Source organism: Acidovorax sp. KKS102 (assembly GCF_000302535.1).
Taxonomy (GTDB): domain Bacteria; phylum Pseudomonadota; class Gammaproteobacteria; order Burkholderiales; family Burkholderiaceae_C; genus Acidovorax.
This window is the reverse complement of the sequence record NC_018708.1, coordinates 1,378,846-1,405,124: the sequence shown is the minus strand read 5'-3', so window position 1 is coordinate 1,405,124 and position 26,279 is coordinate 1,378,846. Positions and strand designations below refer to the sequence as shown.

The window sequence follows — 26,279 nt, the reverse complement described above, 5'->3', positions numbered from 1 at the left end:
GGCATGTCGGACACCACCCATTTGCTCATTCCCTACGCCGCCAGCGCCTCGCCGGGATGCCAGCAAGCCCAACAGGGCCTGGCCCTGCCCCACCTGGACCGGCTGCTGGCCCGGCTCAGCCCCCTCCCCGAGCACAGCGACACCGGCGAAGAAACCAGCTTCTCAGCCCCCCATGAACGCGCCCTCGCCCGCGCCCTGGGCCTGCCCGCACAAGACGGCCGCATCCCCTGGGCGGCCTGGCACTGCCACCAGCAAGGTCTGACCACCCACGGCGAGGCCTGGGCCTTCGTCACCCCCTGCCAGTGGCAGGTCAGCACCGACCACGTCACGCTGCGCGACCCGGCGCAACTGGGCCTGGATGAAGCTGCATCCCGCGCGCTGCTGGCCATCGTGGCGCCCTGGTTTGCCGAGGACGGCATCACCCTGCACTACGACCAGCCCACGCGCTGGCTGGCCAGCGGGCCGCTGTTTGCCGACCTGGCCACCGCGTCGCTGGAGCGTGTGCTGCTGCGCGACGTGCGCGCCTGGATGCCCGATGCCAAACAGGCCCGCACCCTGCACCGCCTGCACAGCGAAATGCAGATGCTGCTGTACACCCACGCCTTCAACGAGGAGCGCTCTGCGCAGGGGCTGCCGGTCGTCAACTCGTTCTGGGTGCACGGCACGGGCGCACTGGCTGGTCCACCGCCCGCCACCCCATCCACCCCACCGCCCCACATGCCCACCACTCTGCGGGACGCCGCCTTGCGCGACGACTGGCGCGCCTGGGCCAGTGCCTGGGCCGCGCTGGACGCCGGCCCCGTGGCCGACCTGCTGCGCCAGGCTGAAAGCGGCTCGCCCGTGCAGCTGACCCTGTGCGGCGAACGCAGTGCGCAGGGCTTCCACACCGCTCCGCGCAGCCTTGTGCAGCGGTTTCAAGGTCTTTTTCGCCCCATGCGCTGGTCGAACATGCTGGTGCAGCTATGAAAATAATAGCAAGGGACATTCCACCCCGCGCCGCCTGGGCGCTGGAGCAGGCCGGCGTGCACCCGCTGCTGGCACGCCTGTACGCCGCGCGCGGTGTGCAGGCCAAGGACGAGCTGGACGATGGCCTGGGCCGCCTGCTGCCGCCCAGTGGCGACCAGGGCTTGAAGGGCATTGACGCGGCCGCCCGCCTGCTGGCCGATGCCATGGCGCAGAACCAACGGCTCATCATCGTGGCCGACTACGACTGCGACGGCGCCACCGCCTGCGCCGTGGGCGTGCGCGGCCTGCGGCTGCTGGGCGCCCAAAATGTGGACTACCTGGTGCCCGACCGCGTGACCGACGGCTATGGCCTGACCGCGTCCATCGCCCGCCGAGTGGCGGAGCGCGGGGCCGACATGCTCATCACCGTGGACAACGGCATCGCCAGCGTGGACGGCGTGGCCGAAGCCAAGGCGCTGGGCCTGCAGGTGCTGGTGACCGACCACCACCTGCCCGGCCCCGAACTGCCCGCTGCCGACGCCATCGTCAACCCCAACCAGCCCGGCTGCCCGTTCGAGAGCAAGTCCATGGCCGGTGTGGGCGTGATGTTTTATGTGCTGCTGGCGCTGCGCGCTGAACTGCGTGCGCGTGGCGTGTTTGACGCCGCCACCCAGCCCAAGCTCGACCCCTTGCTCACCCTGGTGGCGCTGGGCACAGTGGCCGACGTGGTCAAGCTCGACGCCAACAACCGCCGCCTGGTCGCCCAGGGCCTCAAGCGCATCCGCGCGGGGCAGATGCCCGCAGGCATCGCCGCACTGTTCCATGCCGCCGGCCGCAAGGCGCCAGTGGCCACCACCTTCGACTTTGGCTTTGCCCTGGGCCCACGCATCAACGCTGCGGGCCGCCTGGCGGACATGACGCTGGGCATCGAATGCCTGCTGACCGACGACGCGGGCCGCGCAGCTGAACTGGCCGCCACGCTGGACGGTATCAACCGCGAGCGCCGCGACATCGAAAGCGGCATGCGCGAGCAGGCCATGCTGATGGCCGAGAGCCTGTTTGACGAGAGCGAGGAGCCCCCGCCGGCCATCAGCGTGTTCGACCCCGACTTTCACGAAGGCGTGGTCGGCATCGTGGCCAGCCGCATCAAGGACAAGCTGCACCGCCCCACCTTCGTGTTTGCAGCCAGCAGCGCGCCGGGCAAGGAGCACGAGCTCAAAGGCTCGGGCCGCTCCATCCCCGGCTTTCACCTGCGCGACGCACTCGACCTGGTGTCCAAGCGCCACCCGGGCGTGATCCTGAAGTTTGGCGGCCACGCCATGGCGGCGGGCTGCACCGTGGCCGAGGTATCGTTCGACGTGTTCGAGCAGGCTTTTGCCCAGGTGGCGCAGGAATGGCTGGACGCCGCCACCCTCACCCGCCGCATCGAGACCGACGGCCCGCTGGCCCCTGAATACTGCCGCGCCGACATCGTCGACACCCTGCACCGCGAGGTCTGGGGCCAGGGCTTTGCGCCGCCCACCTTCAGCGAAGAGGTGCAGATCGTGAGCCAGCGCCTGGTGGGCGAGGCCAAGAACCACCTGTCGCTCAAGCTCATCCACCAGGGCAACCCCGTGGACGCCATCTGGTTCGGTCACACCGAGCAGCTGCCCGCCCGGGTGCTGCTGGCCTTCCGCCTGGATGTGAACGAGTGGAAGGGCGAGCGCAAGGTGCAGTTTTTGGTCGAAGGTGCGCAGGTCTAGCGCGCCACGGCTCAAGCCTGCATGGGCCCCCTGCTTCGCTGGCGGATCACCGTTACTGGCTCGCCGCCTTGGCCCCAATTACGAGAACCTGTTTGAGGCATTTTCGGGGTCGCACAAGTACCTTGCCGGGATGGGATGCAAGGCGCGGTGCGCCGCCAATAGCCCGGCTATTGGCAAGCGCCGCAACGCCGCAGACCGCCCGGCAAGGCACTTGCCCGAAGGGTTGGAGTGAAATCGGGCGATTGGACGCCCCGGCTGCTTGCATGGGCATGAGCCCATGCGGCGCACCCGAAGCATCCACTCATCCCGATTGCACTCCAATGCGATCCCCGAAAATGCCTCAAACAGGTTCTGCAGGTCCACCTCGTCAATGATGACGGTGACACTTTCCGGCCGCTTGTCCAGCACCTGCTGCATGAGCTGGGTCACGCCGGCAATCAAGGCGGCTTTGTGGGCGGCTGTGGTGGGCACGTCGCGGCGCGCCAGGCGGATGTTGACCAGGGGCATCGGAGAATCCTTTCAAGGTGCACCAAAACAAAAGGCAGCTCACGCTGCCTTGCTGTCAAATCGGCCGGAATACTGACCAAAAAAATAGCTGCCAGCACTTGATGGTCATGCGCTGGCAGCTATCGATTTAGAAGCTCTCCCAATCATCATCGCCGCCCTGCGCCGCCGCCTTGGCTGCGGGCGCTGGGGCTGGTGCCTTGGCTGCAGGCAGGCGCGCCGGGGCGGGCGCTGGGGCCTTCGGCGCAGCGGCCGATGCCACGCGGGGCGCGCTGGTCGTTGCCTTGGCCACGGCGGGCCGTGGTGCGGGGACAGGTGCTGCGGCGCGGGGCGCCGCTGCCGGCGCCCGGGTCGCCACCGCGCCCACGTTGAACACCGACACCACCTCTGCCAGGTGCTGCGCCTGGTCGCGCATCGAGGCGGCTGCGGCCGTGGATTCTTCCACCAGCGCCGCGTTCTGTTGTGTCATCTGGTCCAGGTGCGTGACCGCCTGGTTGACCTGCGCGATGCCGTCCCGCTGCTCGGTGGCCGAGGCGGTGATCTCACCGATCAGGTCGCTCACGCGCTGCACGCTGGCAACGATCTCTTCCATGCTTTGCCCGGCCTGTGCCACCTGGGCCGAGCCCGATTCCACGTTCTCCACGCTGGCGCTGATCAGGGTCTTGATCTCCTTGGCGGCCTCGGCGCTGCGCTGCGCCAGGCTGCGCACTTCGCTGGCCACCACCGCAAAGCCTCGGCCTTGCTCGCCCGCACGGGCGGCTTCCACCGCAGCGTTCAGCGCCAGGATGTTGGTCTGGAAAGCAATGCCGTCGATGGTGCCGATGATGTCGCTGATCTTGCGGCTGCTGTCGGTGATCTGCTGCATGCTGGTGACCACTTGGCTCACCACTTCGCCGCCCCGTGCTGCCGCTTGGGCGGCCGTGCCAGCGAGCTGGTTGGCCTGGCGGGCCGTGTCGGCCGACTGGCTCACGGTGGCGGTGAGTTGTTCCATGCTGGCTGCCGTCTCTTCCAGGTTGGAGGCGGTCTGTTCGGTGCGCGCCGACAGGTCGTGGTTGCCGTTGGCAATCTCCACCGACGCCGACGAAACCGAGTCCACCCCCTGGCGCACTTCGCTCACCACCCCGCGCAGCCGTGCCGACATGGCCGACAGCGAGCGCAGCATGTGACCGAACTCGTCCTTGCGGGTGGATTGCAGTTCGCGCGTCAGATCGCCTGCTGCAATGGCATCAATGGTCTCGACCGCTTCGTTCAGCGGCAAGGTGATGGAGCGCACCAGCTTCCAGGCCAGGAACAGGCCGACTGCCATCAGCACCATGGAGCTGATGATGCCGGTGATGGCGTATTCAATGCGGCGCTGGGTGGCTTCGGCGCGGATCACGTCGCGGCGCTTTTCGAGCGTGGTCACAAAGTCGTCCTGCGCCTTGAGGTACTTGGTGACCAGGGGTGCGAACTCTTCGTCCGCATAGCGCTGGGTGGCCACAGCGTCGCCCGCGCCCTTCAGCTCCCAGGTCTTGGCGGTGGCGGCCAGCACGGCCTTGCGGGCCTCCAGCACCTTGTCGAGCGAGGCTTTTTCCTCGGGCGCGGTGGCAGCCGCCACGATGCCTTCCTGCACCTTGTTGATGTTGCCAATGATCTCCTTGACCTTGGCACCGTATTGCTCAGCCAACACGGAATCGGTGGTCACCGCGCCGCCCATGACCATGGTGACGGCGGTCTCGGTGGCACCCCGCCAGCGCACGGCAGCCGAGATGCGGGCCTCGATCTCGACCACGGCGTCCATGGCCGCCGACATCGACGAGTTGCCGCGGTTCTGCGCAAACGCAGACAGCAGCAACATGGCAATCATGAGCCCCAGAAAGGCGCCCCACAGCTTGCGGGAGACGCGGATATTGTCAAATTGCATGGCTCTTTTCCTCGTGGATCGTTCTTCATGGTCGGTCATTCACCACCATGAAACATTCGATTACATCCAATGTCGGCCGTAAGCCTACGCCAGCCCGTTGCTTCAACAGGCCTCGGACCCATCGGTACAAACCCGTATACCCATCGGTACCAGCACTGCTGCAGCGCCTGGCAGCCCCGCCCCCGGCACGCTGGCGGCGCAAAGCCTAAAATGGGTTGGTGACTTCCATCCTCAACGCCGACCTGCACTGCCATTCCGTCGTTTCCGACGGAACCCTCACGCCCGAAGACCTGGCCGCGCGGGCCAAAGCCAACGGGGTCGAGCTGTGGGCGTTGACGGACCATGACGAAATCGGCGGCCAGCACCGCGCTGCCGCTGCTGCCCGGGCCCAGGGCATGGCGTACCTCACCGGCACCGAGATTTCGGTCACCTTTGCCGACACCACCGTCCACATCGTCGGCCTGGGCTTTGATCCCGACGACGCCCAGCTGGCCCAGGGCCTGGCCGCCACACGCGGCGGGCGCGGCGAACGGGCGCAGGAGATGGCGGCCCAGCTGGCCCACGTGGGCATCAAGGGCGCCTACGAAGGCGCGTTGCAGTTTGTGGGCAACCCGGCCCTCATCTCGCGCACCCACTTCGCGCGGTTTCTGGTCGAAACCGGCGTGTGCAAAGACACCTCCGAGGTGTTTCGCAGGTTCCTGACCGAAGGCAAACCCGGCTATGTGCCCCACCGCTGGGCCAGCCTGGGCGACGCCGTGCGCTGGATCACGCAGGCGGGGGGCATGGCGGTGATCGCCCACCCCGCGCGCTACAAGTTCAGCGCCAACGAAGAATTCGCACTGTTCTCCGAGTTCAAGCAGCACGGTGGCCGGGCGGTCGAGGTCGTCACGGGGAGCCACAGCGCGGCCGAGTACGTGACCTATGGCGACATGGCGCAGGAGTTTGGCCTGGCCGCATCGCGTGGCAGCGACTTCCACAGCCCCGACGAATCGCATACCGACCTGGGCACGCTCCCTTTGCTGCCCGGCGCGTTGACCCCCGTGTGGGAACTGCTGTCCGACCGGATTTTGCGATGACCCCGCGCTGCCGCAGCCGCGCCACCCGCCCCCTGGACGACCTGCGGCCCGTCAAGGCCCCCACACTCAGCGCCACGCATCACTGAGAACCCGCCCCATGGCCCAGTATTTCGAAGCCCATCCCGACAACCCGCAACCCCGGCTGCTCAAGCAGGCCGCACTGCTGCTGCAAAAGGGCGGCATCGTGGCCGTGCCCACGGACTCCAGCTACGCGCTGGTCTGCCACCTGGACGACAAGGACGCGGTAGACCGCCTGCGCCGCATCCGCCAAGTGGACGAAAAACACCACCTCACCCTGCTGTGCCGCGACCTGTCGGAACTGGCCAACTATGCGCGGGTGGACAACCGCCAGTACCGCCTGCTTAAGCTGGGCACGCCGGGCCCCTACACCTTCATCCTCGAAGCCACCAAGGAAGTGCCCCGCCGCGTGAGCCACCCTTCGCGCAAGACCATTGGCCTGCGGGTGCCCGACCGCAAGGGCCTGCAGCTGTTGCTGGAGCTGCACGGCGCCCCGCTGCTGGCCACCACGCTGATCCCAGCGGGCGAGACCGAGCCCCTGAACGACCCGCAGGAAATCCGCAAGCGCTATGAAAAGCTGGTGGACGCCATCGTGGATGCCGGGGCCTGCCCGCTGGAGCCCACCACGGTGGTGGACCTGACCCCCATGGGCACCGGCGGCGACCCGGTGGTGGTGCGCGAGGGCCGGGGCAGCCTGCAAGCGCTGGGGCTGTAAGACCCCACTGAAAGAGCCCGCCGAAACAGCGGCACCACGCCCGGTACATTCGCTGCCGTGCAGCGCGCTTCGCCCTGCCGCCGGTAACGCACCCTAGAAGGGACAGCCGCGCGGCGGCTCAGGGATTCATCACAGCTTGAACGCTCCGACCGCCTGCTCTAGGTCGCGGGCCTGCGCCGACAGGGCCGACGCCGTGCTCACCGCATGCTGCACCAGCGAGGCTGTCTCCTGCGTGCTGCCGTCCATGTGCGACACCGCCACGTTGACATGGCTGATGGCTTCGCTCTGCTCGCGCAGGGCGGTGGAGATTTCGCCCAGCAGCGCGCTCACCTGGCCCACGGCGCCGACGATCTCTTCCATGGTCTTGCCCGCCTTGCCCACCTGACCAGCGCCGCTTTCCACCTGTTCGACCGACGCGCTGATCAGTGCCTTGATCTCGCGCGCCGCCACCGCGCTGCGCTGGGCCAGGTTGCGCACCTCGCTGGCCACCACGGCAAAACCCCGGCCCTGTTCGCCGGCACGCGCGGCCTCCACGGCAGCATTGAGTGCCAGGATATTGGTCTGGAAGGCGATGCCCTCGATCACCTGGATGATGTCCACGATCTTGCGCGAGCTGCCACTGATGGCCTGCATGGTCTGCACCACCTCGCCCACCACCGACCCGCCCTGCTCGGCAATGGCCGACGCCTGCACGGCCAGGCCGCTGGCCGAATGGGCGCGCTCGGCGTTCTGGCGCACGGTGGCTGTCAGCTGCTCCATGCTGGCTGCCGTCTCGGTCAGGGACGACACCTGGTCTTCCGCGCGGCGCGACAGGTCGGTGTTGCCATGGTCAATGTCTGCCGCAGAAGCGGTGATCGAATCGGTGCTTTGCTTGATGCGGGACACCAGGTCGGTCAGCGTGTCCTCCATGGTGCCCAGCGCGCCCAGCAGGCGTCCAAAGTCGCCCTCCAGGTCGGAGTTGAACTCCTGGCTCAGGTCGCCTGACGCCACGGTTTCGGCAATCAGGATGGCCTGGTTGAGCGGCGCCACGATGCTGGCGCGCAGGCTGAGCGTGGCCACCAGGGCCAGCACCAACACCACCACACTGCAACCGATCACCCAGGTGCGCGCACTTTGCAGCTGCGCCAGCGCCGCCTGGGCGGGGGGCGTGGCGCCCTGCAGCGCCTGCTCGGCGCCGCCGATGCCGGACAGTGCCATCACCATCAGCAGCAGCACGACGAGTGCGAGGCCGCCAAACGCCAGCAACAGGCGCGTTCCGATCTTCAAGTTGTTCCACATGGCTTCAATGTCTCCAGGCCTGTTGTATGTCGTTGTGGGAGGGGCCGCCGCGCAGCGCTGCGCGCCAAAGGGCACGAACTCGCACAAACTGGCACGGGCTGCGGGCAAGAGGTTGATGCTAGCAACGAACACCCCGCCTGGAGACCCGTCGGCATACGTACAACCCACAATACGCGGCCGCGTCCGGGCGGCTGAACACCCGCCGGGTCACCCTGGCAACGCCGGGGACAGCGGGGCGTCTGAGACAATCCCGACGTGGACACCTCCAATCTCATCCAAACCGTTCTGATCTACGCCCTGCCGGTGCTGTTTGCCATCACCGTGCACGAGGCGGCCCATGGCTACGCGGCGCGCCACTTTGGCGACAACACCGCGTACATGATGGGGCGCATCACCCTCAACCCCTTCAAGCACATCGACCCGGTCGGCACCATCCTGATGCCGCTGCTGCTGTACTTTGCAACCTCGGGCGCCTTTTTGTTCGGCTATGCCAAGCCGGTGCCGGTCAACTTCGGCAATCTGCGTAACCCCAAGAAGCACATGGTGTGGGTGGCCCTGGCCGGGCCCGCGTCCAACTTCATCCAGGCCATCGCCTGGGCCGTGCTGCTGCTGGTGCTGGTGGGCACGGGGATTGAGGAGCGCTTCTTCCTGGAAATGGCACGCGCGGGGGTCATGGTCAACCTGGTGATGTGGGCCTTCAACCTGTTTCCGCTGCCACCGCTTGATGGCGGGCGCATCCTGGTGGGCCTGTTGCCCTGGCGGCAGGCGCACATGGTGTCGCGCATCGAGCCCTGGGGCTTTTTCATCGTGATGGGCCTGGTGATCGCCGGGGTGGTGGGCACGCTGTGGCTGCGCCCTCTGATGGCTGTGGGCTACACCGCCATCAACCTGTTGCTCACCCCGCTGACGGCCCTGCTGCGCTGAGCGCAGCACAGCTTGCGAGCCTGCCACTTCCTGTTCATTTGATCTGCTGAGTTTTTGTTTCCCATGAGCACCACCCGTTTTCTCACCGGCATCACCACCACCGGCACCCCCCACCTGGGCAACTTCGTCGGCTCCATCCGCCCGTCGGTGGCGGCCAGCCTCACGCCCGGCGTGCAGAGCTTTTACTTTCTGGCCGACTACCACGCGCTCATCAAGTGCGAAGACCCGGTGCGCATCCAGCGCTCCACGCTGGAGATCGCAGCCAGCTGGCTGGCCGCAGGGCTCAACCCCGAGAAGGTCACGTTCTACCGCCAGTCCGACATCCCCGAGATTCCCGAGCTGACCTGGCTGCTGACCTGCGTGACCGGCAAGGGCGTGCTGAACCGCGCCCACGCCTACAAGGCCAGCGTGGACAAGAACACCGCCGCCGGGCGCGAGCAGGACGACGGCGTGACCGCAGGCCTGTTCATGTACCCGGTGCTGATGGGCGCGGACATTCTGATGTTCAAGGCTCACAAGGTGCCGGTGGGCCGCGACCAGATCCAGCACATCGAGATGGCCCGCGACATGGCGGCCAGCTTCAACCACCTGTATGGCGAGCACTTCGTGCTGCCCGAGGCGGCCATCGACGACCATGTGGCCACACTGCCCGGGCTGGACGGCCGCAAGATGAGCAAGAGCTACGACAACACCATTCCGCTGTTCAGCTCGCGCGCCCAGCTGCAAAAGCTCATCGGCGGCATCCTGACCGACTCGCGCGCGCCCGGCGAGGCCAAAGAAGTCGAAGGCTCGGCCCTGTTCCAGATCTACCAGGCCTTTGCCACGCCCGAAGAGACCGAGGCCCTGCGCAAGGCCTATGCCGACGGCATTGCCTGGGGCGACGCCAAGCACCTGCTGCTGGAGCGCGTGGACCAGGTGATCGCCCCCATGCGCGCGCAGTACGAGGAACTCATCCACAACCCCGCCCGCATCGAGCAGACCCTGCTGGCCGGCGCCGAGCGCGCCCGCGCGCTGGCCACACCCTTCATCCGCGAGCTGCGCAGCGCCGTGGGCCTGCGCAGCCTAGTGCAGGCCAGCACGGCCGCCAAACCGGCCAAGGCCGCCAAGGCCTCTCTGCCCGCTTTCAAGCAGTACCGCGAGAACGACGGCAAGTTCTACTTCAAGCTCGTGGCCGCCGACGGCCGCCTGCTGCTGCAGAGCACGGGCTTCGACGCGCCCAAGGAGGCCGGCCAGGCGATTGCCCAGTTGCAAAAGGACAGCGCAGCCCTGCAGACCCTGGCCCCGCGATTGGTGCCGGTGGATGGCGTAGACGCCGCCGAGGTGACGGCCGCCCTGCAGGCGCTGGCCGAGGCAGCGGCAGCGGCCTGAGCCGGGACCCTGAGATCGAGTGGATACCTGCGTCGATTCGCTACTTTTTTGATAGCAATTAAGACATATAGTGATTGCACCTCTGGCCTGAATGGGCAAAAAATGGCTTCATCCACCGTCTCTTGACTCCCACAAGCGTGCGTGGCGTGCAGGCAGGTGCGTAAACTGGGCGCCCTGATCTGCTCGGGAGACTCCCATGAAACTGCTGTGTGCCTCCGTGTCCGTGCTGGCCCTGCTGGCGGGCTGCAATGCCACCAACCCCTACGGCCCATCGGGCCCCATGGCCTCGGGCCGCGACCGCACCTTCAGCGTGCCGGTCTACGGGCCCGACACTTCCCAGGCGTATGCGGCGGCCAGCCGCGAATGCCAGCGCATGGCCTTGCACGCCAAACTGTTGCGCAACGATGGCTCGCGTCTGGTGTTTGAATGCGTGAGCGAGTTGCAGGACAAGCCTTGAGGCCAGCGGCCCCACCAGCGTGCCGCCGCTGGGCGAGCGGTGCGGCCTTGCTGGCGCTGTCCGGGCTGCTGGCGGGCTGCCAGCACACACCGTCCACCCAGGCGGGCACAGTCACATCGCCCTGGGTCAACAGCCTGGGCATGGCCTTTGTCCGTGTGCCTGCGGGCGCCTTCTGGATGGGGGGCGTGCCCCCCGTCGAAACGCTGGAAAAGAACTTCCCGCTGCTGGAGCGCAAGCGCCTGACCGACCTGGCAGATGAATCGCCAGCCCACGAGGTGCAAATCACCCGTGATTTCTACCTCGGCCAGCACGAGGTCACGGTGGGGCAGTTCCAGCGCTTCCTGGAGGCGTCCGGCTACCGGCCAGAGTCTGAGGCCGACGGCACTGGGGGTTATGGCTACAACCCCGCCTACGACCCAGCCACCACGCGGCGCGGCGATGCGTTCGAGGGGCGCGACCCGCGCTACTCGTGGCGCAACCCTGGCTTTGCGCAGGGCCCGGACCACCCCGTGGTGAACGTGACCTGGAACGACGCGCAGGCCATGGCCCAGTGGCTCAGTCGCACCGAGGGCCACCGCTACCGCCTGCCCACCGAAGCGGAGTGGGAATACGCCTGCCGTGCAGGCAGCCGCAGCCTGTACCCCCACGGCGACAACCCGCAAGAGCTGGTGTCTGCAGGCAACACCTTCGACCAGGCTGCAGCCCCACAGTGGTCACGCTGGCGCCAGCATGCGCTGGCGGGCAACGACGGATACGCGTTTACCGCGCCAGTAGGCCGCTTTGCCCCCAATGCCTTCGGGCTGTACGACATGCTGGGCAACGCCTGGGAGTGGACGGGCGACTGGCATGGCGACACCTACTACGCCGAGTCTCCACGCAACGACCCCACCGGTCCGGCCACGGGCAGTGTGCGTGTGCGCCGGGGTGGCTCGTGGCACACCTGGGCGCTCTATGCACGCTGCGGCTACCGCAACTGGAACAGCCCGCAGACCCGCTACACCCTTGTCGGCATGCGGCTGGTGCGCGAGATAGCAGCAGAGCCCCCCGCGCGGTGACCACCACATGCGGGGAGGGTTAACAAATGTCAAAACCCCTCTCGCCCCGCGCGGAGCGCGCCTGCGCCGTGGTAGTTATCGCCAATAATGCCCAGTTCGATTTTGGATGGGGAGAACCATGCGCATAGCCGCTTTGGACGACGATGCGCTTCAGCTGGATCTGATCAAGCAGGCCACGGAGGCGATGGGTCATGCGTGCCACACCCACCTGACCGGTGCGGAGCTGATGCGCACGCTGCGCCGCGAGACCTTTGACCTGCTGATCGTGGACTGGCACCTGCCCGACACCACCGGGCCTGAGGTTGTGCGCTGGGTGCGCCAGAACGTCGCGGCCCGCGTACCCATCTTGTTCGTCACGCACCGCCAGGAAGAGCGCGACATTGTCGAAGGCCTGGGCAGCGGCGCGGACGACTTCATGGTCAAGCCGGTGCGCATCGGCGAGCTCAATGCCCGCGTGGCCGCCCTGCTGCGCCGCGCCTACCCGGAAAACACCGGCGGGGTGATGGAGTTCGGCCGCTACCGCTTTCTGCCCGAAACCCGGTCCATCGAAAAGGACGGCGTGGCCGTGGAGCTGAAAAACCGCGAATACGACCTGGCGCTGTTCCTGTTCCAGAACATGGGCCGATTGCTGTCGCGCGACCACCTCAAGGAAGTGGTCTGGGGCCAGGTGGCCGATGTGATGTCGCGCTCGCTGGACACCCGCATCTCGCGCCTGCGCACCCTGCTCGACCTGCGCCCTGCCAACGGCTTCATCGTGACGGCGGTGTATGGCGTGGGCTACCGTTTTGAAGCCGTCGAAGGCCAGCACAAGAGCTGACGCAGTGCCGCGACGGAGTCTGGCGGGCACTGCCCCCTGAAGGAGGCATGACTTGATCACCCCCCTGCCATTTCGCATGCACGCCAGCGTTGCAGCCCTATGGTGCCTAGCAGTCACAACGGCCTTCTCGGCCCAGCCAGTCACTGGCCCGGCGCCCCCCCAGCAAGACGATGAAATTGCCCACGCCGTGAAAGAAGGCGACACCCTGGAAGGGCTGGCCCGCAGCTACCTGGCCAACCCGCGCCAGTGGCCGCTGCTGCAGGCCCGCAACAAGGTGGCCGACCCGAGGCGCCTGCAACCGGGCTCGTTGATCTTCATCCCCGTGCGGCTGCAGCCCAGCGAGTCCGCGACGGTGCAGTTTGTGCAGGGCGAGGCCACGGCGCAGGCGCGGGGCAGCAGCACACCCGCCCCCATCGCAACCGGCAGCAAGCTGGAAGAAGGCACCGAGCTGAAAGTAGGCCCCGAGTCGTTTGTGGCCGTGCAGCTGGCGGATGGCACCGTGGTGCGGGTACAGGCGCAGTCCGAGCTGCAGCTGCGCCAGTTACGCCGACGAGGCCGCGCAGGCAGCGTGCAGTCGGTGCTGGAGATGCACAAGGGCGGCGTGGAATCGACCGTACCCCCCAGCGCCGAGCCGCAGCGCCGCATGGAAATCCGCACACCGCTGGCGGTGACCAGCGTGCGGGGCACGCAGTTCAGCGTAGCGTTGGCCGATTCGGGCCAGACCACGGCGTCGGTCGAACATGGCTCGGTGGCCGTGCAGTCGCGGCGCGACACCGGCAGTGAGCCCGGTGCCGCACTCAAGGCGCCCACTGCGCTGCTGGCGCCCGGACAAGGCCTGGCGGTGGCCACCGATGGCACCGTCGGCGCCGCCCGCGCGTTGCTGCCCGCCCCCGATACCTCAGGCATGCCCACCACGCTGGGCGATGCAGGCCTGCTGGCCATCGACCTGCCGATGGCCGCAGGCGCCACGCGCTATGTGGCGCAGGTGGCGCAAGACCCCGCCTTCACCCAGGTGCTGCGCCACGGCAGCTTCCCCGATGGCCGCCTGCGCTGGAAGGCGCTGGACGATGGCCGCTACTACCTGGCCGTGCGGGCGCTGGACGACGCGGGCATTGCGGGCCTGCCGGCCGTGCAGCCGTTCACCGTCAAGACCCGCCCGGTCGCACCGCTGTACCAGCACCCTGCGCCTGGCGCGGTAGTGCCCAGCGGCGCGGCCGAGCTGCGCTGCACGGAAGTCCCCGGCGTGCGCTGGTACCGCGTGCAGGTGGCCGCCGACGCCCAGTTCACCCAGCCCCTGCGCTACGAGCAGCGCCTGACCGAATGCCGCCTGCCCTTGGGGGCGCTGCCCGCAGGCAGTTACTTCTGGCGCATCGCCAGCCTGCTGGCGCTACCCGACGGGCAGGCAGACCAGGGACCGTTTGCGCCGCCACAGCCCTTCACTGTGGCCGACCGGCCGACCGCCTTGTCCCTGCAGGCGCTGCAGGCAGAGGACGGAGATCCGACCGTGCGCCTGCACTGGCCTGCCCAGGCCGGCCAGCGCTTCCGGCTGCAGCGCACCGAGGCCACAGACCTGGACTTTGCCAAGGTTGCCGAGGACACCGTGCTCGACGCCCCGACCTGGACGGCCTGCAACCTGGCTGCCGGCGAGTACCTGGTGCGCATTCAGGTGCTGGACGCCAGTGGGCTCGAGAGCGACTTCTCCCCACCGCGCAAGATCCGCGTGGGCACGGGCATCCGCACGGGTGCGGGCTTGCCGGTGTCCACCAGCAGCGGCACACCCGTGGGCCGGCCTTGAGCGGGCCATGGAGCCTGCTCAGCCCCGCCGTACCAGTTGCACCAGCGCGTGCTGCTTTCGCGGCACGTGCTGAGCAAACGTCGCACACCCCACCACCCCTGCCATGGTGACCATTGCCCACCTGCGCCGCCGCCGACGCCGCCTGGAATGGGCGCTGCTGGCCTGAGCGCTGATGGCGCTGGTGGCATGGCTCAGCACCGCCGACAGCCTGGGCCGCGTCAACCATCTGGTGCAGGACGCAGGCATGCGGCTGGTCTCGCGGCCCGCCCACCCCGACATCGTGATCGTGGCCATCGACGACGCCAGCATCGCCGCCATCGGCCGCTGGCCCTGGCGCCGGGCCCTGCATGCCGAGCTGATCTCGCGCCTGACCGCCCAGAACCCGCGCGCCATTGGCATGGACGTGCTGTTCAACGAAGCCGACCTGGACTACCCCGAGGACGACCTGCTGCTTACCGACGCCATCCGGCGCAGTGCGCGCGTGGTGCTGCCCGTGCTGCGGCGCGGCTATGGCCCCGTCAGCAACCAGACCGACCTGCCCTGGCCCGCCTTTGCCGATGCTGCCGCCGGCCTGGGCCATGTGCATGTGGCACCCGACAGCGATGGCGTGGTGCGCAGCCTGTACCTGCTGGAAGGCCCGGCGGCCGCCCCCTGGCACCACTTCAGCACCGCGCTGCAGTGCGTGGCAGACCGGCAACCAGCGGCCACCTGCGGCCGCTCGCCCGCCAGCGCCACCGACACCAGTCCCTGGCAGCGCGCTGAGCCCACGCTCATCGCCTATGCCGCCGGGCCATCGCCCTTCACCACCTACTCGTACATCGATGTGCTGCGCGGCCAGTTGCCGGCCGGGGCACTGGACGGTAAGTACGTGCTGGTGGGCGCAGCAGCCTCGTGCCTGGGCGACATGTTTGTCACCCCCGTCAGCCAGCAGTCGCGCCTGATGCCGGGCGTGGAGGTGGTGGCCCATGTGCTGGATGCCCGCCTGGCCGGCGAACGCATCCTGCGTGCACCGCAGGCACTGAACATCGCCTTCAACCTGGTGCCAGTGGCCTGTGCGCTGCTGGCCTTGCTGCTCATAGGCCCATTGGCGGCCCTGCTGACCAGCGCCGCACTGGCGGTGGCCACCTTGCTGCTGAGCATGGCCCTGCCCTGGTGGGCAGGTCTGCAGTTCGCTCCGGCCGCCGCCTTGCTGGGCCTGGCGCTGGCCTACCCGCTGTGGAGCTGGCGGCGCCTTATCGCGGCTGCGCACTTTCTGCGGCTGGAGATGGAAAACCTGCAGCGCCAAGGCCTGGCCATGCGGTTGCGCAGACGGTCCGGAGACTCCGCCGACTTTCTGGAGCGCCGCATCAACGCCGTGGAGCGCGCATCCCGCCAGCTGCGCGACCTGCACCAGTTTGTGAGCGAGAGCCTGCAGCAGCTGCCCTCCCCCACCATCGTCTGCGCCCCCGACGGTGAAATCCTGCTGGCCAACCAGGCAGCCCGCCAGCATCTGGGAGGCACCACCCAGCCCTCCCTGCAGGGGCTGTCGGTGGTGGACCTGCTAGCTGATCTGGTCGAGTCAGGAACCGATGCGCCAATCGTCACCCAGGCGGCCTTGCAGCATGGCACCCTGCCCGAGCAGGCCGAGGGCACGGACGCCCAGGCCCGCAACCTATTGGTGCAATGCAAGCCTTTCACCACCCTGGCCAATGCAGACTGGCTGCTAACGCTGGTGGACCTGACCGAGATGCGCCGCGCGCTGCAGCAACGTGACCAAGCGATGCACTTCATCTCGCACGACATCCGCGCGCCCAACGCGTCCATCCTGACGCTGCTGGAAATGCAGCGCGCCTACCCCGGCCGCCTGTCGGACCAGGAGTTGCTGGAGCGCATTGAGCGTTACGCGCAGGCCTCGTTGGGCATGGCCGAGAGTTTTGTACAACTGGCCAGCGCGCAATCGCAGCCATACCGCATGGCGCCGCTGGACCTGGCAGCCCTGCTCTCCGAAACCACCGACGACCTCTGGACCCTGGCCCGCGACCGCAATGTGGACGTGCGCACGGTGGCCACGCCAGACTCTGCGCCCTGCCTGGGCGACCGCGCCCTGCTGTCCCGCGCCCTGACCAACGTGATCCACAACGCCATCAAGTTCAGCCCCGATGGCGGCACGGTGCAGTGCGCCATCGTGGCGCGGGGCGCGCACTGGGTGGTGTCAGTGCGAGACCAGGGCCCTGGCATCGCGCCCGAGCAGCAGGGCCACCTGTTCACCCCCTACCAGCGGTAGCACGACCACAGCCACCCGGCCATCGCCGGGGTGGGCCTGGGCCTGGCACTGGTGCAGACCGTAGTGCTGCGCCACGGCGGGACGCTGGAGGTGGAGAGCGATGTCGGGCGGGGTGCCGAGTTCCGGCTGGTGCTGCCGCAGCGGCTGGATGCGCCGTCGGACGACGGACGAGGCGTAGTAGCTAGCCGCGAGGCGCCGACTGCGACCGCAGAAAGTCGAGCACCGCCCGGTGGTCACCCTGGAAAACGATGCGGTCGGCGCGGCTCTGCCGCTGATAGGCGTACATCGGGTCGTAGTAGTCACACATGAGTGCAGCAATCCAGTCCCGGTGCAGCGACAAATCGCCCCGGCTGCGCTGCTGTGCCAACGCTGCCTGCATTGACCCGCGAAGCGCCTGGTAGCGGTCGCCTCCCAGACGCTTGGCAAGTTTGCCCAGGCTGTCGAGCAGCCGCGCCGCAAACAGGTCGGTCCCTGCCGCCTCTCCATGGAGCGCGACAAAATCAGCGCATTGCTGCTGCACATAGTCGCGCAGGATGCGCTCCACACGGGCGTCAAAAGCATCCTCCAGACAGACGATGGGTACCCGCTCCAGCCGCTGACGCAGCTCCAGCGGCACTGAGCAACTGCCCACATGACGACCCTCATCTTCCAGCACAAAAGTCTCGTGGCCCCGAGCACGCCTCTTGAGCACATCGATGGCCAGCCGGTTCTCAAAGTCGATCTGTGTGGGCTGACCGCTGACGCGCTGGCCAAAACTGGAACCACGGTGGTTGGCATGGCCTTCCAGGTCCAAGCCGTTGGACAGTTGCGCAATCACTTCGGTCTTGCCGGTGCCGGTCAGGCCACTGAGCACCACAAACCCGCACTCTGCCGCCGCAGCCTGCGTGGTGCCGATGAGGAACCCGCGCATGGCCTTGTAGCCCCCCACCACCCGGGGGTAGTCGATGCCCGCTTCGTTCAGCAACCACTGCTGCACGATCTGCGAGCGCAACCCGCCACGAAAGCAGTACAGCACGCCCTGCGGATGCGCCCGCGCAAACTGCGCCCACGCCTCGATGCGCTGGCGCTTGGTGGCGCCCGACACCAGTTGGTGCCCCAGCGCAATCGCGGCCTCCTGGCCCTTGTGCTTGTAGCAGGTGCCCACTTGCTGGCGCTCACCATCGTCCATCAGGGGGAGGTTGGCAACACCAGGAAACGCGCCCTGCCCAAACTCCACCGGCGCGCGCACATCCATCATGGGCACATCGTTCAGAAAGATGTGCCGAAAATCCGTGAGGTTGGTGGGCATCAGCGCAGCGCGACGGCAAAGGCCTGTTGCGGGGTGAGCTCACCGATAGGCTGCAGCGCCAAGCCCAGCTCTGCGGCCACCTGCAGAAACTCGGCCTCGCCCTCCGGGCTCACGGCCACCAGCAGCCCCCCGCTGGTCTGGGGGTCGCACAGCAGGTGCTTTTGCACCTCCGTCAGGGGCGCAATCTTGGCGCCATAACTGTCAAAGTTGCGCAGCGTGCCGCCGGGCACACAGCCCTGGTCCATGTAGTAGTCCACCCCCTCCAGTCGCGGCACGGCCGCGTAGTCAATCACGGCGCTCAAGCCGCTGCCCTCGGCCATCTCGACCAGGTGCCCCAACAGGCCGAAGCCGGTCACATCCGTCATCGCTTGCACGCCGGCCAGCCGGCCAAACCGGCTCCCTGGCTGGTTGAGCGTGCACATCAGGTCGCGCGCCACCCCCACATCCTGGGGCCTCAGCTTGGCCTTTTTTTCGGCGGTGGTCAGGATGCCGATTCCGAGGGGCTTGGTGAGATACAGACGGCAACCCGCCGTGGCCGTGTCGTTGCGCTTGAGGTGGCGCTTTTCGACGATGCCCGTCACCGCCAGGCCGAAGATGGGCTCCGGCGCATCGATGGAGTGCCCGCCTGCCAGGGGAATGCCCGCCGCGTCGCACACCGCACGCCCTCCGCGCACCACCTCACGCGCCACCTCGGGCGGCAGCACATTCACCGGCCACCCCAGGATGGCAATGGCCATCAGCGGATCAGCCCCCATGGCATAGATGTCGCTGATCGCGTTGGTGGCAGCAATGCGCCCGAAGTCGTACGGGTCATCCACGATGGGCATGAAAAAATCGGTGGTGGACACCACGCCGCGCTCCGCATCCAGGGCATACACCGCCGCATCGTCGCGCGACGTGTTGCCCACCCAAAGCCGGGGGTCCAGGTGCTGCGCCCCGCTGCCCGCCAGGATCACGTCCAGCACCTTGGGGCTGATCTTGCAGCCACAGCCGGCGCCGTGGCTGTACTGGGTCAGGCGGATGGGGGGTGTTGTCAAGGTGTCTGGGAGCATGCAAGGTTCTTTCGTGGCATCAGGCGCGGGCCGCGCAACCCGTATTCTGGCGCTGCAGGGAAATGCGGCCATGCATCGCAATCAATACCCTGTCATTCCCGCATCTGCATGGTGATGTCCACACAATGGCGAATCTGCGAGTCTCTTCAACCGCAGCGCCCGAAGCGGGCTATCCAGCTGCCTGAAGTGTTCCTGCAGCCCCAAAGAAAAAGGCCCTGTGCTATCGATTAAATAGCTACAGGGCCTTGATGCTGGCGGGAGGGTGACATTCAGAAAAAGCCTCAAAACCCGCATGAATTCTGGTTTTTTCGCATTAATTTTTCATTTATGCCCCCAAATATGCCCCCAACACAAAAGGATTGGTGTGGCAAGCCTCATTCTGTAGTTGCCGGCCCCATTTTCCAAACCCCACCCCTGGAAAAGGGCCGAAAACCCCACTGACTCGGATTCAGGCCATAAAAAACCGCCCCATGGGCGGTGTGTAAGGTGCCAACTTCGCAGCGCACTTCCGCTATGCGCGTCCCCAAGCATTGGCATGCTGCCGACGCAGCTGCATCGGCCAGCGGGGCGTTGTCCATGGCTTATGGCGAGCGCATGGCGAGACCGGGCTATGGTCAACTCCTCGCCCGGCCTGCGGCTACTACGCGCCCACGTTCTTGATGAGGCCTCGGTAGTCAATGACACCCACGCCAATATCCAATCGGACTTTGTAGTCCATCGTGTCAGTTTCCCAACCCTCTTTGTTGTCCAAGTAAGGGCGCTGTTCGCCTGCGAGGTAGGCGCGGACGATGCCTTCGACTTGGCGTGGATCAGCGGACAGATACCAAGCGGTCTCACTGCTCGCGTCCAGCCGAGGATCAGCAACAAGGGTCAGACCTCGAATCCACTCCACGCTTTGGGTGTTGGTGGTCAGGCTCTTGTTGATCGAAGACAGCAAGGCTTCAGCGGCGGTTTCCAGCGTCACAGGCACGATGAGAAAGCGCGGCTGGGGGTCGATGTAGTCAGAACTCGTCAACCCCTTCTGCTTACGCATTGCGGCACGCGCAGCACCCAGCGAATCGATGCTCAGACTCGCCGCAGCGGGCAGGTTGCCGTGATCAGCATGGAACAGCGCCTTACCGTCAGACAGCGCCGGGTTATCCGTCAGCTTGCTGTACACCAAATCCGATTCCAACCGGCGTGCCGCAGCTCCCTGCGTGTTGGGGATACTGGTGAGCGCTCCCAGGTCATCATTGATGAGGGCCTGGCGAGTAAAGCGCACGATTCGGCCATGGGTGCGGACAATGAACGTTTCAGCGCTTTCGGCGAATGCGCCGAACTTGTACTCCCCACCTTCTTGCACCAGCTCCAGCGCTGGCGCGGCGGACAGCATAGCCAGCGTCTGCGGCTTGAAGTCGGAAACCTCGCGCTCTGCAGTCCAAGCCACATGTGTTGCGGGCGTGTCTTCGTAACCCAGGCGAAGCGCCTTCCCTGCCAAATTTGACAGCAGCTCGGGGAAATCGCTGGTTGTCATGGCGGCGCGAATTACCTCAGCCCGTCCCATGGAAGCGGTCGATTTGCCGTGCATGCTCAGTACCCGCTCAGCAAGCCCCACGACCGACGTGCGGGCCAGGTCCGCCGCTGCAGGATGAGGATCAGCAACGGGGATGCCACTGCGCTGCAGCATTACGTCCACTGCTGCGGCCTTGAAATCAGCCATGCGCGAGCTTGCGCCATGCGCGCCGGGCACCCACCCCGAAGCAACTGGCTGCATCGTTCGGCCCACGTGCGCAAGCAACCGCAGGCCAGCGGCCTCCGGTGTAATGGTGTGATCGTCCTCGCACTGCTGCATCAGCAGCTGCACACCATCAGTGCTCAGATGAGGCTGGAAATTTGCGCGGATGCTGGCGCGGCGCTCTTGGTCAGCCCGCAAAGCAGCAGCGCGGACTTGTTCTTCGTTCGAAATAGCAGACACAGACATGGCGTTGATCCTTTGAAGAATGTCAGGGGGGATGGGATGTGGGCAACTGGCGACGGGCAATGCGCGGGCCGCTTCCACGACCTCGATCACTTCATCGACCAACCCGGCCTTTAGGGCTTCGGGCGCTGTAAACCAATGGTCTTCACCGTCAAGCCAACTTTCTATGACGGCAGCCGATTTGCCGGTGCGCGTATAAGCCGTTCGCATGCTCGCGGCCACCTGGTCAAGCACTTCTGCACTCTTGCGCAGGGTTGATGCATTTCCAGAAGTGGAAACCCAAGGGGCGTGCACCATGAGAAGCGAATTGCTGTGCATCCGAATGCGAGTGCCAGCCATCGCAACGATGGTGGCTGCGCTCAATGCCCAGCCCACTACCTCAACGAAGATCGCACCCTTACGTGCTCGCAGGATGTTGTAGATGGCGCAAGCCTCGGAGACAACGCCGCCCTCGCTGTTGATCTCGATGGTGATGGGTTCATCTTCGGGAACAAGCGAAAGCTCCAAGCGGATGCCTTCTGCCGTGATGGCGCCGCCGATATCGGAAAAGATGGTAAGTCGCTTCATTGGTACTCGCGTTGCTGTGCGAGTAATTTCACAGAAGCATGGCTCGGCGAGTAGTGGGGATTTGAGCGAGCGATCTCGAACAGTCGGCTCGGCGACGTTGGTAGCTTCGCATCAGTTGCAGTGCTACCCGGTGCCAACTTCGCGGCCATAAACACATGGCGCTCCCATTCCGGCCAACCCTCCGGTGGACTTGCTTCGCGGCAGTGCCGAGCCCACTTCAGGAGCGCGAACGACCGGATACGGGCGGCCAATCTTTGACACAGTTCCCACTCGCTCACGCGGACGTCCACCGACATGCTGGCCAATGCTGCAAGGAGGTGCATGTCGCGATTCACCGTGTCGAGCTGTTGAGCCACTGAACGCCGACCGACCGCTTTGAGTCCAAGCGCTTCATCCAGGCTGGCGCCGGTGCGGACTGCGGACTCTATGCCACGAATTGCCCATATCAGCGCGTCTGAGGCTTGTACGTCTTCAGCCGCAAGGGCTATCAACGTGGCGTAGAGGTCGGCCAATTTCTCGATGGGCGTGGTTTGAAATCCACTGCATTGCGCCGCTTCGTCACTCATGGCTGCTCTCATGAAGATTCAGGGCCCAACAGGAACCTACTGATTTCCCAGCAAGGGCCGTCGAAAAGTCCCATTCGCCAGCGGCTACTTCATACCAGAAAGCTCCAACCGCCTGCGCATCATCGTCACTCATTTGCTCCACGTAGGCAGGCGTCCCGTCATCGTTGACTGGGTTCGATTCACGCGGTGGAACAAGAGCCAAGACAGGCGCCAGTAGCACCTTCATCACATCAAAATCCAGGTGCACCCGAGAACGCGCGTTGGCAGGCACGGATGCCAGCGCGGCCCGGAGGGTCGGAAAAAACGCATCAAGGGATGCGCCGGACTCAAGTATCGCGACGGCAGCCTGCATACAAGCTTCAGCGTGTGCCACGTGGCTATCTTTCGTTCCCTTCGACCGGCGCGGTTCTGGTTTGCGCTGCGCGACGTTCTGCCGTTCCAGGCGCCATGCGCGCACCGATTCGACCGAGTCCATGGGGCAGCCTTGCTTGCGAAGCTTCGTCATGTTCGCCGACGACAGGCCTAGCTCGCGACCAATTGCATTCTGCGATAGTGGTTTTGTATTGCTCACCGCTCACTCCCTTGGTTATTGCTCACTGCTTACCCTTTTCTTTCTCCATTCACTAGCGCGTCATCGGGGTGCGAATTACCCGCACGGGAGGGAGCTAGGGAGAACCTACCTCCACGGTGGCGCCTTACCCTGTCGACAGGTCGACAAAGTCGACAGACTGGGAAAGCGTGGGCGCTCAACACATACGGAACGGATCTGGTTTGTCGACTTTGTCGACCTGTCGACAGGGGTAGGTCTCTTTTTTCGTAAGTCATTGATATAGAAAAGAAAAGAGGTTCTAAAACTGCTTTTTGCGACAAACTCAACTATGTCGACAGAGCCTTGGGGTTGACCTGATAGCAGGTGCTTGGTGGTGCGCCCTTGTTGTGGCGCTTGAATGACCGCACAACGTCCTGGTGCTCCAGTCTGTCGAGGGCCTTCTGCAACCTATCCACGCTCCTGAATCGCCCCTCCTGCGCACGCTGTGCCTCGCGCTTGGTGAACTCAGCCAGCCCATGCACCCGCACCCAGCGCACGATGGCCCCTGCATCCACATCGGTGGCGTCGGTGCCCAGCATCCCGAACGCTGCCTGCGCATGTGGGATCAGCAGACGCGCCAGGGTCACGGCGTTGTCCATGCACTCGAACCCCACCTCTTTGGTGTCCAGGCCGGAGGTGGCCAGCTGCAGCAGGGCGGCGATACGCGCCACCGCGCCGGGCAGCTTGCTGGTCCAGTCGCTGATGGATTCGTACCGCCCGCCCTCGCCCTGCTCGCGCTCGATGGCCTCGGACATATCCAGCCAGATTTCCCGCGCTGCCTCGCACAGGGTTAGGGTCTTGGGTGCAGCGATGGGTGCGGGTACACCCTCCAGCAGCTGGTGCAGGCGGCGCTCGTATTCGTCGCGCACGCCATCGGGTATCGGCGCCCGCTTGCGCACGTCGCGGCTGCCCACGTTGCTGACGGGAATGGCGTACAGGAACCGGGCCAGCAGGCCCGAGTCGCGGAACCTGCGCGAGCTGGCCACCTCAGCCATCACGCCCGGCTGCAGCAGCAGGCCAAAGGACAACGCTGGTTGGTCGATATGGGCGCTGCGCCCCGCTCGGTCCACCCGCATGGTGGTGCCCGCATGGCCCTGCAGGAACACATCCAGGTTGGACGCCCCGCCGTTGTAGATGCCAGCCATGATGAGGAAGATTCCCGCCTCATCGCTGTGCACCGCCATGCGCTCTCCATGCTCCACCAGCAGCGCCTGCAGCCGCTCGGCGGTGGTGTCGCCAGTGAACAGCCTCGGCGCCCGCAGCTCGTCGGGCATGTCGTTCTGCTCGCGCTCGATCTCCGCAGTCAGCGCTTCCCGCTCGGTCGAATCCTTGGCCTTGGCTGCGTCTTGCTTCAGCCGCTCGATGCGCTTTTCTGCCACGGCCCGCACAGAACTCACGCGCACGATCTCCCGGCGCATGCGGTCGCGCAGCAACTTTTCCCAATGCACCAGCGGCCCCAGCATCGCATTCAGCACCGCGCTCTTGCGGGTGCCGCTGGGCGTGGCGCTCAGGGTCCACAGTGCCAGCGGCTCGGTGTAGCTGTCGCTGTAGGGTGCCACCTCAAACCGACGCTGCAGCACCGTGGCGAGTACGGCCAAAGACGACATGACCGCCAGGGCTGGCGGTGTCTGCGTGCTCTCAGCCACGGCATGCGCCATCGCCGCCAGCCAGTCAGGCAACACGGTCACGGGAATGTCAGGCACGCGCCGCATACCCGGCAAGATCGGATCGGGCCATTCGGGCGCAGGTGGCGGCGGCGCAGCCGGTGCGGCCTGGTCGATCAGCTCGCGCACCGCCTCCAGGCCCTCAGCTGCAGCCAGGTCGTTGAAGTCGGTCAGGTTCTCAGCCAACGGGGGGAAGGTCTCAGACACCATGGCGCATCCCCTCAAAGCGAGGCACCGCCACAAAGCCACCCACCGCCCGCGCCGCTTCGGTGGCCTTGGTCAAGCCCGGATTGCCAGGCGTGGCCGCATCGTTGTCGGCACACACCACGATACGCAGGCGCGGAAACTTCGCCCGCAGCGCCCGCGCCACGGTGGGCAGGTTGCCCGCGTTGAATGCCACAGCCGTGGCCTCGCCCGTGGCCTGAAACACCGTCGCCGCCGTGGCGTAGCCTTCACACAGCAGCAGGCTGCCAGCAGGCCGCCCCATGGCGTAGTAACAGCCCGCAATGCGCCCACCCGACAGAAAGCGCTTGCTGCCGTCCGGCGAAATGAACTGCATCGTGTGCAGCGTGCCGGCCGCATCCCGCGCCGGTATCAGCAGCATGTCGCGCAGCTGCCTGATGCCAATGGCGCCGATGCGCTTGCGTTGCAGATACGGGTGCGCATTGGTAGCTGGCCGTGCCTGCCCCCACAAACGCGCAGCCTTCGCCTGAGCCTCAGCATGCACGCGGCCTTGCTCAACCACCCGAGCCGCGTGCGCGGCCTGCAGGTGCTTTCGCAGCGCGTCGCGCTCTGCCTGCGTGGGCGGCTTGGCGCGCACCTCGTGCCAGTTGTGTGATTCGCCGGTTTTCCAGCTGCCAAAAGCACCTGCCAGGATGGGGTGGCTGTGCAGCACATACCAGCCATTGGTGCTACCGGACTTGTCACCCTCAACGCGATAGCGGCGCAGCTTGCCATCGGGCACCAGGTCAAGCGCTTTGGCGGGGGCCAGCCCCGCCATCTGCATGGCCTGCAGCATCGAAGCTCCTTGCTCTGCTGCATTGACGCGGCCCAGGTTGCCGACAATAATCACACGGTCTGTTTTCTGGATAGCCGCCTCGGGTGTTGGTACCACCCCGGCGGCTTTTTCTTTGGTTTGATTCATTTCAATCCTTCGTTGCGGGGGCGGAACGCACCAGCAGCAAACCCCGGCTCAAGCTGGTACACCGCCCCCACCTCCGAACGCGCAAGGCATTCGCCGGTGGAGGGGTCAAACACAGACATGACGCCCGGCCAGTCCACTCGCACCAAAACCGGCTTGGAGCCGCGCCTACGCATGGTTTTCTGGAACAGCGGCTTTGCCGTGGCGTGCAGTGCCGCAAAGTCGCAGGCTTGGCTCAACGTGCGAGCGGCTGCTGCAGCTGCTGCCAGCGCGGCCTTATCGACAGTGCTGCCCGTCATCACAACACCTCTTTTAGCTGCTGCTCAATCCATTGGTCTACTGAAGCACTATCCCAGCGGGTACAGCGTGGCGAGAGCCTGCGCGGTGCAGGGAACTCCCCACGGCGCACCGCCTCCCAAATCCATGACCGCCCGCGCTGAATGCGCTCCATGACCTGTTCAATGCGCAACATGCTGCGCGGCTGGTCTGCTAGTTGATTTGACATACCTTTTCCTCGAAGTTGTTCGACCGCCCGACCGCGTCGCTCAACCGATCGGACAACTCCACTCTGCCGATCAAGCTGTCTCATTTACAG

General features: G+C 66.1%; 22 protein-coding genes and 1 pseudogene. 11 read left to right on the top strand and 12 right to left on the bottom strand.

Translation table 11 applies throughout. The features are described from left to right. Positions 1-3 precede the first annotated feature (3 nt). Complete coding sequence (locus C380_RS06400) at positions 4-966, top strand: phosphoglycerate mutase (protein WP_015013044.1); 963 nt, start codon at positions 4-6, stop codon at positions 964-966. Beyond that, entirely contained in the window at positions 963-2,687 is a 1,725-nt protein-coding gene (recJ, locus tag C380_RS06395; protein WP_015013043.1) for a single-stranded-DNA-specific exonuclease RecJ, read from the top strand. Before C380_RS06400 ends, recJ begins: the two co-directional genes overlap by 4 nt. Before the next feature lie 78 nt (positions 2,688-2,765). On the opposite strand, the gene C380_RS25690 is transcribed toward recJ, so the two are convergent. Then, positions 2,766-3,194 (bottom strand): 4-oxalocrotonate tautomerase family protein, encoded by a 429-nt coding sequence (locus C380_RS25690; RefSeq protein ID WP_015013042.1) that lies wholly within the window; start codon positions 3,192-3,194, stop codon positions 2,766-2,768. A 127-nt stretch (positions 3,195-3,321) separates the two neighbouring features. Then, on the bottom strand, positions 3,322-5,094 hold the full coding sequence (locus C380_RS06385) for a methyl-accepting chemotaxis protein (RefSeq protein ID WP_015013041.1): 1,773 nt from the start codon (positions 5,092-5,094) through the stop codon (positions 3,322-3,324). A gap of 218 nt (positions 5,095-5,312) precedes the next feature. Between C380_RS06385 and C380_RS06380 the strand changes: the two genes are divergently transcribed. Then, a complete protein-coding gene (locus C380_RS06380; protein ID WP_043566155.1) occupies positions 5,313-6,170 on the top strand; it encodes a 3',5'-nucleoside bisphosphate phosphatase in 858 nt (285 codons plus the stop codon). A 97-nt stretch (positions 6,171-6,267) separates the two neighbouring features. Then, positions 6,268-6,903: an L-threonylcarbamoyladenylate synthase gene (locus C380_RS06375; protein ID WP_015013039.1), complete on the top strand. Its 636-nt coding sequence runs from the start codon at positions 6,268-6,270 to the stop codon at positions 6,901-6,903. A 129-nt stretch (positions 6,904-7,032) separates the two neighbouring features. Here the strand turns inward: C380_RS06375 and C380_RS06370 are convergent, their stop codons facing one another. Then, positions 7,033-8,181 carry a methyl-accepting chemotaxis protein gene (locus tag C380_RS06370; RefSeq protein WP_015013038.1) on the bottom strand — a complete coding sequence of 383 codons (1,149 nt, stop codon included), beginning with the start codon at positions 8,179-8,181 and terminating at the stop codon, positions 7,033-7,035. Positions 8,182-8,436: 255 nt separating this feature from the next. Between C380_RS06370 and C380_RS06365 the strand changes: the two genes are divergently transcribed. From C380_RS06365 to C380_RS06335, 7 genes and pseudogenes are all read left to right on the top strand, one after another. Next, positions 8,437-9,105 (top strand): site-2 protease family protein, encoded by a 669-nt coding sequence (locus C380_RS06365; RefSeq protein ID WP_015013037.1) that lies wholly within the window; start codon positions 8,437-8,439, stop codon positions 9,103-9,105. Positions 9,106-9,168: 63 nt separating this feature from the next. Then, positions 9,169-10,473 (top strand): tryptophan--tRNA ligase, encoded by a 1,305-nt coding sequence (locus C380_RS06360; RefSeq protein WP_015013036.1) that lies wholly within the window; start codon positions 9,169-9,171, stop codon positions 10,471-10,473. Positions 10,474-10,669: 196 nt separating this feature from the next. Continuing rightward, positions 10,670-10,930: a hypothetical protein gene (locus tag C380_RS06355; RefSeq protein WP_015013035.1), complete on the top strand. Its 261-nt coding sequence runs from the start codon at positions 10,670-10,672 to the stop codon at positions 10,928-10,930. 140 nt (positions 10,931-11,070) lie between these two features. Further along, positions 11,071-11,985 (top strand): formylglycine-generating enzyme family protein, encoded by a 915-nt coding sequence (locus C380_RS06350; protein WP_238544107.1) that lies wholly within the window; start codon positions 11,071-11,073, stop codon positions 11,983-11,985. 118 nt (positions 11,986-12,103) lie between these two features. After that, a complete protein-coding gene (locus C380_RS06345; protein WP_015013033.1) occupies positions 12,104-12,802 on the top strand; it encodes a response regulator transcription factor in 699 nt (232 codons plus the stop codon). Positions 12,803-12,854: 52 nt separating this feature from the next. After that, entirely contained in the window at positions 12,855-14,597 is a 1,743-nt protein-coding gene (locus C380_RS06340) for a FecR domain-containing protein (protein WP_015013032.1), read from the top strand. Positions 14,598-14,769: 172 nt separating this feature from the next. Next, a pseudogene (locus tag C380_RS06335) lies at positions 14,770-16,992 on the top strand (CHASE2 domain-containing protein); the annotation flags it as partial. A gap of 49 nt (positions 16,993-17,041) precedes the next feature. Here C380_RS06335 and mnmH read toward each other — a convergent pair. The 9 genes from mnmH to C380_RS25820 all read right to left on the bottom strand — a co-directional run bounded on the left by mnmH (position 17,042) and on the right by C380_RS25820 (position 26,156). Then, on the bottom strand, positions 17,042-18,148 hold the full coding sequence (gene mnmH, locus C380_RS06330) for a tRNA 2-selenouridine(34) synthase MnmH (RefSeq protein ID WP_015013030.1): 1,107 nt from the start codon (positions 18,146-18,148) through the stop codon (positions 17,042-17,044). Then, positions 18,148-19,200: a selenide, water dikinase SelD gene (selD, locus tag C380_RS06325; protein ID WP_015013029.1), complete on the bottom strand. Its 1,053-nt coding sequence runs from the start codon at positions 19,198-19,200 to the stop codon at positions 18,148-18,150. Before selD ends, mnmH begins: the two co-directional genes overlap by 1 nt. Before the next feature lie 640 nt (positions 19,201-19,840). Next, on the bottom strand, positions 19,841-21,724 hold the full coding sequence (locus C380_RS06320) for a ClpP-like prohead protease/major capsid protein fusion protein (protein ID WP_015013028.1): 1,884 nt from the start codon (positions 21,722-21,724) through the stop codon (positions 19,841-19,843). Next, positions 21,721-22,290, bottom strand: a complete 570-nt coding sequence (locus C380_RS06315; protein ID WP_015013027.1) for a hypothetical protein — start codon at positions 22,288-22,290, stop codon at positions 21,721-21,723. Before C380_RS06315 ends, C380_RS06320 begins: the two co-directional genes overlap by 4 nt. Then, on the bottom strand, positions 22,283-22,861 hold the full coding sequence (locus C380_RS24910; protein ID WP_148279923.1) for a hypothetical protein: 579 nt from the start codon (positions 22,859-22,861) through the stop codon (positions 22,283-22,285). Before C380_RS24910 ends, C380_RS06315 begins: the two co-directional genes overlap by 8 nt. A gap of 305 nt (positions 22,862-23,166) precedes the next feature. Then, entirely contained in the window at positions 23,167-24,753 is a 1,587-nt protein-coding gene (locus C380_RS06310) for a DUF3987 domain-containing protein (RefSeq protein ID WP_015013026.1), read from the bottom strand. Beyond that, complete coding sequence (locus C380_RS06305; protein ID WP_015013025.1) at positions 24,743-25,687, bottom strand: toprim domain-containing protein; 945 nt, start codon at positions 25,685-25,687, stop codon at positions 24,743-24,745. The genes C380_RS06310 and C380_RS06305 overlap by 11 nt, the downstream gene beginning before the upstream one ends. Beyond that, entirely contained in the window at positions 25,684-25,983 is a 300-nt protein-coding gene (locus C380_RS06300; RefSeq protein ID WP_015013024.1) for a hypothetical protein, read from the bottom strand. Before C380_RS06300 ends, C380_RS06305 begins: the two co-directional genes overlap by 4 nt. Further along, positions 25,983-26,156, bottom strand: coding sequence for a helix-turn-helix transcriptional regulator (locus tag C380_RS25820; RefSeq protein WP_369750499.1), 174 nt, complete (start codon positions 26,154-26,156; stop codon positions 25,983-25,985). The genes C380_RS06300 and C380_RS25820 overlap by 1 nt, the downstream gene beginning before the upstream one ends. Positions 26,157-26,279: the final 123 nt, after the last annotated feature.